Origin of the sequence: Streptomyces sp. NPDC047869 (assembly GCF_040704065.1) — a bacterium.
In the GTDB taxonomy this organism is placed as follows: domain Bacteria; phylum Actinomycetota; class Actinomycetes; order Streptomycetales; family Streptomycetaceae; genus Streptomyces.
The window spans coordinates 1-12,081 of the sequence record NZ_JBEYRK010000058.1 but is presented as its reverse complement, the minus strand read 5'-3'; the positions used below and the strand labels follow the sequence as shown (position 1 = coordinate 12,081).

Here is a 12,081-nt window from a genome sequence, read left to right as displayed (position 1 = left end):
ATCGGCGTCTACGGCGGACTGATCGACAAATTCCCCGCGGGCGCCTGGATGAACCGGTCCCTGACCCTGCGCACCGGACAGTGCCACGTGCAGAAATACATGAAACCGCTGCTGGCCCTGATCGAGCAGGGCAAGATCGACCCCACCCGGGTCATCACCCACCGACTGCCCCTGACCGAGGCACCGACCGGCTACGACCTGTTCAAGAACAAGAAGGACCACTGCGAGAAGGTCGTCCTCAAGCCGTGAGGGACGCGCCGATGAACACCTACCACCTCCCTCGCGGGCCGGATTGAACCCCATCACGGTCGGTTCCGCGCTGTCTGTCCCTCGCTCACACGCGAGCCAATCCCTGGGAACCGAAGGAGGCCGCAGATGAACGCCCTTCCGCATTCCACCGCGACCCAGAGCCGCCCAACGGGACCAGGTGTCGACATGAGGCTGCTCGGCATCTATCTCAACGACCACCTCGCCGGCGCCACCGCCGGGACCGAACGCGCCACCCGCCTGGCGCGCGCCGCCCGCGGGTCCGCGCTTGGCCGCGCGATCGGGCCCGTAGCAGCCGAGATCGCCCAGGACCGGGCAGCGCTGCTGGACATCATGGGGGATCTCGGCGTTCCCGTTCGCCGCTACAAGGTGTGCGCGGGCTGGGCGGGCGAGAAGCTGGGACGGCTGAAGCCCAACGGCCACCTGCTACGCCCGTCACCGCTCGGCACCATGCTGGATCTGGAGGCCCTACGGATGGGGGTCGAGGGAAAGGCGGCCGGGTGGCAGGTCCTGCGCCGCCTCAGCGCCGCCGACGAGCGCCTGGACCCTGCCCGGCTCGACACGCTGCTCGAACGAGCCCGGCGGCAGCAGGAAAGAATCGAGGAGTGGCGCGTCCGCCAAGCCGAGGAGGCACTGGCCACCACAGTCGGCTGAGCCGCTGAGGTCGAGACGGATCCTGGCGCACCACCTCACCGCCTCCGCGACGTACGTGACCCCGGGACGACGCCGCGCGCGGTGTTCCGGTGGCGGCAGTTCCTCGTCAGCCGAGCTTGCGTCGCAGTTGCAGGCTGTACAGCAGAAGGAGCGACGGCACGATCAGGACAACCGCGACAAAGGACACCGCGATCAGCACCCACAAGGTGGCCGTCGGAGCCGCCGCCTGATGGATCGTCAGGTGGGTGCCCAGGAGGTACGGGTACTGAGCCACTCCCCATCCCCCGACGACGGTGGTGATCGCGATGGCCGCCAGGGTGCGCACGACAGGGGGGCTGCCCTTGCGCAGCAGGAGCAGCGCGGCCAGGCCGCACAGGCCCGAGACGACCAGGAGCGGTGCACCCACCGTGCTCAGCTGGTGGAACAGGCGCGGGGAGTCCGCACGCAGTACGAACACGCCCACGAGCGCCACCAGTCCCGCAACGATGCCCGCCCCGAAGGCCCGGTGCCTGAACGCCTTCTCCAGGGGGGTGTCCGCTCGGCGCTGGGCCTGTCCGGTGAGGAACACGGCGGCGAGGTAGGCGCAGACGGTGACCGCGAGAACACCGCCGAGAATGGAGGTCGGATTGAGCCAGCTGGACAGCGCGTCGCCGTGCCCGGCCGAGGGGACACGACCGGAGGCGATCCCGCCCGCGACGGTGCCGAAGAAGAACGGGGTCAGCACCGACGAACAGGCGAAGACGACACCGCTGATCAGCTCTCCCCGCCCTTGGGCCAGCGCGTGCCGGAAGGCGAAGCCCGAGCCCCTGGCCACGATCCCCAGCGCCGCCAGGCCCAGGGGGATGTACAGAGTGGTGGTCATGGCGGTGAACGCCTGGGGGAAGGCTGTCCAGATCGTGACGAAGCAGAAGATCAGCCATGTGTGGTTGGCCTCCCACACCGGGCTGATGGAGACGTTGATCAGCTCCCGTACGGGACGTCCCCGCGCGGCGCCGCCGGCTGTCAGATCCCAGAAGCCGGCCCCGTAGTCGGCGCCGCCGAAGAGGGCGTAGGCGATGACCCCGATGAACAGGACCACGGCGATGAAATCGCTCATGCGTCATCTCCTCCGAAGGGGTGCCCGTTCGTCGTCGGCGCCGCCTGGGGGCCGTACGGGACCACGGCGGCCTCCGCGCCCTCCTCCGACCAGCGGCGGCGCAAGGTGCGCAGGACGTACAAGGCGCCGACGGCGACGCACGCGTAGATCACGAGGACCGTGGCGAACAGGGGCCACAGGTTCCCCTGCGTGGCGACGGCGTTCTCCGTCAGCAGCAGTCCCACGACCGTCCAGGGCTGGCGGCCGACCTCGGTCACCACCCAGCCGCTCTCCAGGCAGACGAGCGCGACCAGCCCGGAGACCGCGGAGCTTCGCAGGAACCAGCGGTTGGTCGGCACCTCGCGCCGCCGCCACCACAGCCAGGCGAACCAGAGTGCCAGCAGGAGCAGCAGCGATGCGGTTGCCACCATGACATCGAAGGCGAGATGCACGATGCTGACGACCGAGTCCGTGGGCCGTACCGCTGCGGGAATCGCATCAAAGCCCTTGATCGTGGTGGACGGGGTGAAACCGGCGAGGATCGAGGCCACGTCGGGAACCTGGATGCCGTAGCGCACCTTGCCGTCGACGAAGATGCCGCCGAGGGTCTCCGGGACGTGATCATCGGTGGTCGGTACCAGTTCGATGGCGGCAAACTTCGCCGGCTCCCTGTCGTACACCTGGCGGGCGATCGTGTCCCCGACGAGGAACTGCAGCGGCATGGCGATCGCGGCGACCGTGAACGGCACGGCGAACCCCAGTCGGTGGTAGTGGTCCCGACGCCCCTTGAGCAGGCCCCACGCGTACACGCCCGCGACCATGAACCCCGCGACGATGTACGCCGCGAGGAGCATGTGCACCATCTCCCACCAGAACGCGCCGTTGAAGAAGACCTGGGACGGGACCACGCCCACCACACGCCCGTTCCGCACCGTGATTCCGGCGGGCTGGTTCATCCAACTGTTGGCCGCAATGACGGAGGCCGTTCCGCCGATGCCCGCCAGGGTGACCACGACGCCGGTGAAGAAGTGCGGCCACGGGGGCAGCCTCTTCCAGCCGTAGATGTAGATGGCCACGAAGATTGCTTCGAGGAAGAAGAAGAGACCCTCGACGGCGAACGGAAACCCGAAGGCCGGCCCGTACTTGCCCATGAGCCCGGGCCAGAGCAGCCCCAGCTCGAACGTCAGCACGGTGCCGGACACGGCCCCCACCGCGAACAGCACGGCGGCCACCTTGGACCATCGCTGCGCCAGGACCAGCGCCTGCTCATCGCCGCGGCGCAGCGCCCGGTAGTGGCAGACCAACATCATGAAGGTGAATGCGAGGCCGAAGGGCACCAGAATGATGTGGAAGCCCAGTGTGAACGCCATCTGCTCACGCGCGGGGAGGAGTTGCGGCGGGTCGGCGGCTGCTAGCAGGGCAGACAACACCATGGATTCTCTTTCCGGCTCGGACGGCGGCGGACGACTCTCATGCCGTGGGGTGGGGACAGGCTGCTGGTGCCGGAACCCGCGCGCGTCGGAGGCTCACGCCGGGCGGCGCATGTCCGAGGGCACGGCCGCCGACGAGGTCAGAGACGGCCGGTACGGTGTATCCGCCGGGTGCGGAGCACGGAGGTGGCCCCGGCGCGGTGGGCGGGAGTGCGCAGGCGAGCGCGCGGACGGGCCCCGGGACGCGGAAGCCCGGCGGGACGCGGCGCCGCCGGATCGTGGTTGTTGCGGTGCGCCTGGAAGGTGCACACGGTGCCCGGGGCGGCGAAGAGGTTACCGCGGGCTGCCTCCCACCCGGCCGCGGCACGCCGCGAGGCGCTTCGAGTCGGCTGCGGGCCGCGTTTCCCCGCGTTCTCCGCCACCTTTTCAAGGATCCTGTCCGTGTCATTCGAATCGTTCACGGCCTTTACCTTTCGGCACTTCCAACCGGCCTGAAGAAAGATCCTCCTGAGCGGCCAGGTCGATCGACGACGGGGGAATGATGACGGGGGAATTCCGAGGATGCCTTGCCTTCCGCGCTCGATGGTAAACGGCCATTCCGCGGCACGCCCGCCCCAGCGGGCGGCGGTTTCGCCGGTTCCTTCTCCAGGGCCATCTCGTAGGCGCCAGTCAGCGGACAGGGCGAGCACTTCCCGGCATGCCCCGAGCACGGCGTGAGGCACCGGCCACCGCGGCCACTGCGGGCGAGTCGGCCGCGTGGCGGCTTACCGTGGAGGCATGAGCGAGCTCGTCGTCGTGTACGAATTCGACAAACCTGTCACCGCGCGAGCCTCCGCGCCGGAACGGCATGGTGGGTGGGCCGCTGTCATGAGTGAGAAATTGATGGGCAATCGCTGTCGTGCGGCTTCAACGCACGGCAGCTGACGTTGTCTCAGGTTCGAGAGTTCTTGGTGCTCCAGCAGCACTTTGACGTTTTACCTGTTCAGGGGCGGTTCGAATGAGCGTAGTGGGCTGGTTGCCCGCCCGTGTTCTCTTTCCCGGGTCGCCCCTCGATCGTGTGCAGCCGCCGCTGATAGTGGCAGCGGCGGGCGACGGCTTGGCGTCGTCTGCGCCAGTGTGACCATCTCAGTGCGCGTGCGCTGATGAAGGACCGGTGAACAGCGAGGGGTGAGTGGCCAGTTGCCAGGAACCTCCGAACTGCTGCCACGGTGAGGGGCGCTGCGTGGCTCGCCGGCAGGCTGCCCCGCCTGGAGGTCGAGGAGGAGCTCGCTCCGGCCGGGCCGCTCGGCGCCGGCGGCGACGCCGACCGGGCGGCGAGGCGGCACGCCCGCTGAGGGGCGCGACCGTCAGCTGTCCAGCTCCTCCTCGACTGGCGGTTTCGGCACCTCGCGCAGATGCTGGGACTGTCCCGGCCTGCCGCCCTCCCGGGCCTGCTCGGCTCGCTGTGCCGGGCTCAGCCCGAGGTCGGAGGCGGGGTCCACGCGGACCGACCGGGCCACCTCCTCGCGGTTGGCGTACTGCTCGGCCGGGATACCGCGCAGCGCCTTGACGACATCCGGCGCGGCCCCCGACCGGCTCGCCGCTTCGATCAGCTCGTCCTTGCCGGCGGGGAAGTCGACATCCTTGATGGCCTCCACCACGTCCCGGGCGCTCGTACTGTGGGTCATGGCCCCTTCTCCCTCATCGGAATCCGGAATCCTGGGCCACCCGGGTAACCGGCAGGGGCCACTCACTCACCTCCTTCACCCGCCGGATTTCCCCCGGTTTGCCGGTCTGGGCCGGGAGGATCCTGCCCGGGTCGTCCCGCTGTCCGCTGGGAGCGGCGCACCGAAGTCCACGACGCCTTCACCACCGTCGCCTGCAGCCTGTCTGGCGGTGCTGGTCACCGGCGGCCGGTATCCGGGACTCCGCAGCCGGCACCCGGCTGCTCGACCAGGTCGCCGCCGGCCGTCCCGGCATCCACAGGGCGGCCCAGATGCTCCTGCGCCGCCCGGCCCACCCACTGCAGCGCTGTTGACACCACTCCCACAGGAGTTCCAGCGAGGCGTCAGCCGGGCCCGCCCAGCACGATCTTCCACACTCGGGTCGCCACCTGGAGGTTCAGCCGGTCCTCGACGTTCGCGAGGTCGTTGCCGCTGATGTCGCGGATGCGCTGGAGCCGATAGCGCAGCGTGCTGCGATGGATGGCGAGGGATTCTGCGGTCTCGTCGTAGTTGCCGCCGCAGTCGAAGTACCGGGACAGGGTCTCCACCATGGTCGCGTGGTGCCGGGAGTCGTAGTCGATGAGCTGCCCGAGCCACTCCTGGACGAACGTCTCCAGTTCCCGGTAATCGTTGCCTGGTCCCAGGATGCGGTAGAGGCCCAGCTCGTCGAAGAACGTCGTGCCGTAGCGGTCGCGGGAGTGGCGGCGCACGTCCAGGGCGCGCTGCGCCTCCTGGTAGTGGTGGGGGATGTCGTTCAGGGAGTCGGAAGGGGCGCTCACCCCGATCGTCCCGGACCGGGTCCCGGTCTCCCGGGCGAGCGCCTCGTACAGCGCGTGGGCGTGCGGCCTGTCGTCGGCGACCAGGACGACGTGGTCGGCGCGTCGGGTCAGCAGCGAGCGCATGCCCACGGCAGAGGCCGCCCGCCCCACGGTCTGTGCGAAGGAATCGTCGGCGGTCCGGTTCGACCACTGCACCACGACGACGTAGTGGCTGCGGTGCAGGTCGTATCCGACTGCCTCGGACCGGGCGTAGGCGCTCGCCTCGTCCGTCCCTGCCAGGAGGTCGTCCACCAGCTCGCGGTGCAGCCTCAGCTCCACTTCGGCCAGATTGCGCAGGTGCGTCAGCTCCGGGGCGAGTGACGCGGCAGCGTGTTCCAGCGCGAGTACGGTGTGCTCGTCGGCCTTGTCCCGGGCATCGACCAGGGCCAGCACGCCCAGGATCTCCCCGTGCGGGCGGATCAGGGTGATCAGCCGGTCCCTTATCCGCACCGGCCCGGCCTGACAAGCGACAACGTGCAGCATTTCGTCCTGGCGCACCGGGTCCGGTTCGGGATAGGGGACGGGGCGGCTGGGGCCGGTCCAGGACCTCAGCCGACCGAAGCGGTCCTCGACCAGCGCGGGAAGTCCAGTGAGTCTGTGGAGTGCGCGGGTGACAGCTTCCTCGCCGCCACCCGACGCAGCGACGCCGGCCATGAACGCGTGAACGGCTCGCTCGTAGCCCAGCTCAGCCACCACGGAGATCAGCTGCCGCTGGAGGGCTGTGCGTTCCTCCCTCAGTCGGCGCAGCTCCAGCGCGTCCTCGCGTCGGCGGCGATGTGCGAACGCGACTGACAGTGCAGCAGCGGTGTGCCGGACGAGCGTGGCGAGCAGAAATCGCTCGGCCTCGGTGGGCCGGTAGCGGGACGTCACCACGAGGTAGCCGTGGAGTCCCCCAGGTCCGCGCAGCGCCAGGGCCCGGCCCCAGGGCCTGCCGGGTACGGTCACGTTGCCGTCCTGCCCGGCCAGCTCCCGCACCCTCCGGCTCACAGCGAAGGCAGGCATCTGCCCGTCCCTCGGACTGGGAACCAGGTCACCGCCCACCTTCAGGTATCCGGCCTCCACCCTGTAGGGCCCCGCGGCGGCTATGTGGTCCATCGCCAGGCGGAGAATCTCGACTTCGTCCGGAGTGCCGAACAGGGCGCGGCAGAGCGCGACCAGTTCGTGGAGGGCACGGTCGGCTGGGGTGCGAGCGGGCGCGCGGGGCCCTCCGCGCGCGGCGGCACCCCATGGCCGCGCGCGGGGCCCTCCGCGCGCGGCCATGGGGTGCCGCCCGGCGCTGCCCCGCGGAAGGCTGCCCTTTCGGGGGGAGTAGCGGTGGTACAGGCTGTGCACCCGACTACCGACCATGGCATCACTCCGTCCCTCGAAGCCTTCAGAGAACCGAGCGGCATGTCGCGTACCCGCTCAGGGGTCGGCTCACCCGAGATGTGTGGATCCTTTTCTCGTACTCGTGGGGCGACCGGACCGGTGCATTCCTGACTCGCCAGACGGGTGCCGACCCTCCTCGTCGTTTGGACCAGGGCGAGACGCTCGCCGGCAAGGCCGGCGAGCGTCTGCGCAGTTGCGTTCGTGGGTCGAGCAAGCGATGGCGGGCCGGCGAACCACTGCCGGAGAGACCGCGCCTCGTGTGCCCCGTGCGCGCCAGGGCGTTCTTCAGCCAGTCCAGCTTGTCCCGGTCCTCCTCGACGTGCCCCTTCTCCGACGTCGCCCCGAGGTACCGAAGGCGTAGCCGATCGACTGGTGCTCGAAGGGTGTACCGCTCGACGCGGCGATGTCCCTCAGCTTGCGGAACACCGTGTCGGCCTCGCTGCGCGGCGCCTTCGAAGGCGCCCGGGTGTGAGTCATTACCCGCACCCGGGCGAGGGCGGAGTGCGGCGTCAGCCGCCGGCCACGGCGCGCACCGCCTCCTCGACCGGGGTGGACCCGCTGATCAGCTCGAGGATGCGCCCGGCGGTCCTGGGCTCGTGGAGCAGGGCGGCGAGCACCGCAGCCACGTCATCGCGCGGCACTTGGCCGCGGTCGGTGTGCTCGGCGAGCGTGACGCGGCCGCTACCGGGGTCGTCGGTGAGCATCCCCGGGCGCAGAATCGTCCAGTCCAGTCCCGGACGGGAGGCGATGTCGGCGTCCGCCTCGCCCTTGGCCTTCAGGTAGGCGGCGAACACCGGGTCGGTGCCGGGCGGCGGCGGGCTGTCCACGCCCATCGCGGAGATCACCAGGAAGCGGCGCACCCCTGCGCGCTCGGCCGCGTCGGCGAGGAGGATGGCCGCGTTCCGGTCCACCGTCTGCTTGCGGGCCGCGCCGCTGCCCGGTCCGGCGCCCGCGGCGAACACTGCCGCGTCGGCGCCGCCGAGGTGGCCGGCCACCTCGTCCACCGAGGCGTGCTCCAGATCGCACACCACCGGTTCCGCGCCGTCCGCGCGCAGGTCGTCGGCGTGGTCTGGGTTGCGGATCAGCCCTGTGACGTTGTCCCCGCGCGCCGAGAGCAGCCGGGTCAGCCGGCGCGCGATCTTTCCGTGTCCACCCGCGATCACCATGTGCATGGGGTCATTCTTGCCACACGCGACCGCTCACGCCGGGCTGCGGGACTGCCACGGCAGGTCGGGTCCCGCGGATGCCGCAAAGTCGGCGTACTCGCGCACCGCGCTGGTGCGCGAGACCACCCGGCCACCGGGTCGCGCCGCAGGTGCTCGGGGATTCGCGATCGCGGTTCTGTCGTCAGGAACGCGCGAGCCGGGCCGCGAGATAGGGCGCGGTGGCACTGCGGCGGGCCCTCGCCACCTTGGCCGGCGGACCCGCCGCGACCACCCGCCCGCCCGCGTCGCCGCCGCCCGGACCGAGGTCGATGACCCAGTCGGCGGTGGCGATCGTGGCCAGGTCGTGCTCGACGAGGACGACCGTGTTGCCGGCGTCGACGAGCCGGTGCAACTGTCGCAGCAGCAGCGCGATGTCCGAGGGGTGCAGCCCCGCCGTCGGCTCGTCGAGCAGGTAGAGCGCGTGCCCGCGGCGGGCTCGCTGCAGTTCGGTCGCCAGTTTGATGCGTTGCGCCTCACCGCCGCTGAGTTCCGTCGCGGGCTGGCCCAGCCGCAGGTACCCCAGTCCCACCTCGCGCAACGTCTCCAGACTGCGGGAGGCGGCCGGGACGGCGGACAGGAACTTGGCGGCGGCGTCGACGGACAGCGCCAGCACTTCCGCGATGTTCTTGCCGCGGTAGGTGACCTCCAGCGTTTCGGCGTTGTACCGGGCGCCGCGGCAGGTCGGGCACGGCGCGTAGGTGCCGGGCAGGAACAGCAGTTCCACCGCGACGAATCCTTCGCCCTGGCAGGTCTCGCACCGGCCTTCGGGCACGTTGAAGGAGAACCGCCCGGCCGAGTAGCCGCGCGCCCTGGCCTCGTCCGTCGCCGCGTACAGCTTGCGCACCGCGTCGAACATCCCCGTGTACGTGGCCAGGTTGGACCGGGGAGTCCGGCCGATGGGCCGCTGGTCGACCAGGACCAGCCGGTCGAACGACTCGACCCCCGACGCGTCCTGTACGTCGACCTCCAGCCGCGCCTCGTCGGGCTCCTCGGGTACGACTCCGAGGTGGCCGCGGACGACCTCGGCGAGCACCTGCGTCACCAGCGTCGACTTTCCGGAACCGGACACGCCCGTCACCGCCGTGAGTACGCAGAGCGGTACGTCGACGGACACGTCGTGCAGATTGTGGCGGGAGACGCCGCTCAGGTGCAGCCAGCCGTGCGGGGTGCGCGGGCGGTGATCGAGCGGCTGGGCGCGCCCGAACAGGTACTGGCTCGTGGCCGACTCCCCGACCCGCTCAAGACCGGCGACCGGGCCGCTGTACAGCACGCGTCCGCCGCCCTCGCCCGCGCCGGGGCCGATGTCGACCACCCAGTCCGCCCGCCGTACGACGTCCATGTCGTGCTCCACGACGAACAGCGAGTTGCCCGCCGCCTTGAGGCGGTCCAGCACGTCCAGCAGCGGTTCCGCGTCAGCCGGGTGCAGGCCCGCGGAGGGTTCGTCGAGGACGTAGACGACGCCGAACAGGCCCGAGCGCAGCTGGGTGGCGATCCGCAGGCGCTGCGCCTCGCCGGGCGACAGGGTCGTCGAGCGGCGCCCGAGGCTGAGATATCCGAGGCCCAGGTCGAGCAGTACGTCGATCCGCGCGACCAGATCGCCGCAGATCCGGACCGCGACCTCGGTCGTCTCTCCGGATCGGGCGGTCGACGTGGTGGCGTCGGCCTCGGACCGCCCCGCGACGGGCCGCAGCAGCGCCACGACCTCGGTGAGCGGCATCGCGTTGATCTCGGCGATGGAACGTCCGGCGAAGGTCACGGCGAGCGCCTCGGGCCGCAGTCCGCTGCCGTGACACTCGGGGCAGGGCACACTCCTGACGAACCGGAGCGCCCGTTCGCGCATCTTCTCGCTCTTGGAGTCGGCGAGGACGTGCATGACGTGCTTGCGGGCGCTCCAGAACTTGCCCTGGTAGCCGTAGTCGATGCGGTCCTCCTCCGGCTCGATGTACACGGAGGGCTGCTCGTCCGTGTACAGCAGCCAGTCCCGGTCCTTCTTCCTGAGCCTGCGCCACGGTCGGTCGATGTCGATCCCCAGGCCGTTCACGACACTGCGCAGGTTGGCGCCCTGCCAGGCGCCCGGCCAGGCGGCGATCGCCCCCTCGCGGATGCTCAGCGAGGGGTCCGGGACGAGCAGGTCCTCGGCGACGTCGTGCACGACGCCCAGTCCGTGACACTCCGGGCAGGCGCCGGCCGCGGTGTTGGGTGAGAACGACTCGGCGTCCAGCCGTGCGGCCCCGGGCGGATAGGTGCCGGCGCGGGAGTACAGGATGCGCAGCAGATTGGACAGGGTGGTGATGGTGCCGACCGTCGAGCGCGAGCTGGGCGATCCGCGTCGCTGCTGCAGGGCGACGGCCGGTGGCAGTCCGGTGATCTCCTGCACGTGCGGTGCGCCGACCTGTTGCAGCAGTCTTCGGGCGTACGGTGCTACGGACTCGAAGTAGCGCCGCTGGGCCTCCGCGTAGAGCGTGCCGAACGCGAGCGAGGACTTGCCCGAACCGGAGACGCCGGTGAAGGCGACCATCGCGTCCCGCGGAACGTCGACATCGATGTTCCGCAGGTTGTTCTCACCGGCGCCCCGGACATGCACGAAGGGGTCGGTCGCGTCCTTGTTCACCGTTCCTGATTACCTGATCGCGCCTGGAACCGCGCGGCAGGCGCCGTCACCGGGCCCCGCTCCCACGAGCGCCGGGAGTCGGGGCCTTCGCCTGTCCCCTGCCTGCGCACTTCCGGGCAGGACACCGAAGCGGGGTGTCCGGTGGCGCGGCGTGCGGTGCCGCCCGGGGTGGCGCGGATCTGGTCTTCGCGGTGGCCCACGCAACCGTGTGGCCCGGTGGTGGAGCAGGTCCTGCACGGGGGAATGACCGTACCCCCTGCACCTGCCGGCAGGGGCCAGCGTGTCACGCGGCGTCGGCGTTACCTCGGGGGCATCCTGTGGCCACGTGCGATCGCGGGGGCAGCCGACGAGAAGGAGTCATGCGGGTGTCGTCACAGGACGTTACGGTCGTGGCTCTCCTGGCGGACCCGGATACGCCGACGGAGATCGCGCAGCGCATGGCGCGGATACTCCCTGCTCGGCTCGCCGACAGGTCAGGCCAGGGGCGACGGTTCGACGTCGAGGTGGTCAGTGAGCCGTTCACCGCAGGGACCGAGGACCTGTCCACGTTGACGCGCCGGATCATGGACCGCGGAAGTGGGGGGAACTGGGACATCGTCGTGGCCCTCACCGACCTTCCCCTGCACTCACATGGGCGCAAGCTCGTGGTGGACCTGAGTCACGAACACGGCTTGGCACTGCTGTCTCTTCCCCCACTGGGGGGCTTCCGGCTGCAGAAAAGGGCCCTGCGGGCCGTGGAAGAAGCCGTGCTCAGCTTGGCCGCCCCGCGGGCCACTGGGGCTGAGGGGCCTGCGGGAAGTCAGCCGCTGCGGGGCCCCTTCACCGGTCGTCTCGCGCCTATCCATCCGGGCCAGATCGGTGAGGAGGAGATCGCCGATCTGCGGTACGTCGTCAGCGGGCCGCGCGGTTACCTGAGGGTGCTCCTCGGCATGGTCCGAGCCAACCGGCCG

At 70.5% G+C, this 12,081-nt stretch carries 9 protein-coding genes and 2 pseudogenes; 5 read left to right on the top strand and 6 right to left on the bottom strand.

The features are described 5' to 3' along the window. A pseudogene (locus tag AB0924_RS38255) lies at positions 1-249 on the top strand (glutathione-dependent formaldehyde dehydrogenase); the annotation flags it as partial. Between the two features lie 126 nt (positions 250-375). Next, positions 376-921: a hypothetical protein gene (locus AB0924_RS38250; protein ID WP_366913961.1), complete on the top strand. Its 546-nt coding sequence runs from the start codon at positions 376-378 to the stop codon at positions 919-921. A gap of 106 nt (positions 922-1,027) precedes the next feature. Here AB0924_RS38250 and AB0924_RS38245 read toward each other — a convergent pair whose 3' ends face one another. Then, positions 1,028-2,017: a cytochrome d ubiquinol oxidase subunit II gene (locus AB0924_RS38245; RefSeq protein ID WP_366913960.1), complete on the bottom strand. Its 990-nt coding sequence runs from the start codon at positions 2,015-2,017 to the stop codon at positions 1,028-1,030. Continuing rightward, positions 2,014-3,429: a cytochrome ubiquinol oxidase subunit I gene (locus AB0924_RS38240; protein WP_366913959.1), complete on the bottom strand. Its 1,416-nt coding sequence runs from the start codon at positions 3,427-3,429 to the stop codon at positions 2,014-2,016. The genes AB0924_RS38245 and AB0924_RS38240 overlap by 4 nt, the downstream gene beginning before the upstream one ends. Before the next feature lie 774 nt (positions 3,430-4,203). On the opposite strand from AB0924_RS38240, the gene AB0924_RS38235 reads away from it, so the two are divergent. Continuing rightward, complete coding sequence (locus AB0924_RS38235; protein ID WP_358940665.1) at positions 4,204-4,350, top strand: hypothetical protein; 147 nt, start codon at positions 4,204-4,206, stop codon at positions 4,348-4,350. A gap of 284 nt (positions 4,351-4,634) precedes the next feature. Beyond that, on the top strand, positions 4,635-4,760 hold the full coding sequence (locus AB0924_RS38230) for a hypothetical protein (protein WP_358940664.1): 126 nt from the start codon (positions 4,635-4,637) through the stop codon (positions 4,758-4,760). 12 nt (positions 4,761-4,772) lie between these two features. On the opposite strand, the gene AB0924_RS38225 is transcribed toward AB0924_RS38230, so the two are convergent. The 4 genes from AB0924_RS38225 to uvrA form a co-directional block, all read right to left on the bottom strand. Continuing rightward, positions 4,773-5,093 (bottom strand): DUF2795 domain-containing protein, encoded by a 321-nt coding sequence (locus tag AB0924_RS38225; protein ID WP_358940663.1) that lies wholly within the window; start codon positions 5,091-5,093, stop codon positions 4,773-4,775. Between the two features lie 380 nt (positions 5,094-5,473). Then, positions 5,474-7,294: a helix-turn-helix domain-containing protein gene (locus tag AB0924_RS38220; RefSeq protein WP_366913958.1), complete on the bottom strand. Its 1,821-nt coding sequence runs from the start codon at positions 7,292-7,294 to the stop codon at positions 5,474-5,476. 530 nt (positions 7,295-7,824) lie between these two features. Next, positions 7,825-8,487, bottom strand: coding sequence for an SDR family oxidoreductase (locus AB0924_RS38215; RefSeq protein ID WP_358940729.1), 663 nt, complete (start codon positions 8,485-8,487; stop codon positions 7,825-7,827). Positions 8,488-8,662: 175 nt separating this feature from the next. Then, on the bottom strand, positions 8,663-11,131 hold the full coding sequence (gene uvrA, locus AB0924_RS38210) for an excinuclease ABC subunit UvrA (protein ID WP_366913957.1): 2,469 nt from the start codon (positions 11,129-11,131) through the stop codon (positions 8,663-8,665). A 359-nt stretch (positions 11,132-11,490) separates the two neighbouring features. Here uvrA and AB0924_RS38205 point away from each other — a divergent pair. Continuing rightward, a pseudogene (locus tag AB0924_RS38205) lies at positions 11,491-12,081 on the top strand (hypothetical protein); the annotation flags it as partial.

Excerpts from the sequence above, each read along its gene's own strand:
- AB0924_RS38245 (WP_366913960.1), bottom strand. The coding sequence starts at position 2,017 with ATGAGCGATTTCATCGCCGTGGTCCTGTTCATCGGGGTCATCGCCTAC.
- AB0924_RS38220 (WP_366913958.1), bottom strand. The coding sequence starts at position 7,294 with ATGGTCGGTAGTCGGGTGCACAGCCTGTACCACCGCTACTCCCCCCGA.
- AB0924_RS38250 (WP_366913961.1), top strand. The coding sequence starts at position 376 with ATGAACGCCCTTCCGCATTCCACCGCGACCCAGAGCCGCCCAACGGGA.
- AB0924_RS38225 (WP_358940663.1), bottom strand. The coding sequence starts at position 5,093 with ATGACCCACAGTACGAGCGCCCGGGACGTGGTGGAGGCCATCAAGGAT.
- AB0924_RS38240 (WP_366913959.1), bottom strand. The coding sequence starts at position 3,429 with ATGGTGTTGTCTGCCCTGCTAGCAGCCGCCGACCCGCCGCAACTCCTC.
- AB0924_RS38235 (WP_358940665.1), top strand. The coding sequence starts at position 4,204 with ATGAGCGAGCTCGTCGTCGTGTACGAATTCGACAAACCTGTCACCGCG.
- AB0924_RS38215 (WP_358940729.1), bottom strand. The coding sequence starts at position 8,487 with ATGCACATGGTGATCGCGGGTGGACACGGAAAGATCGCGCGCCGGCTG.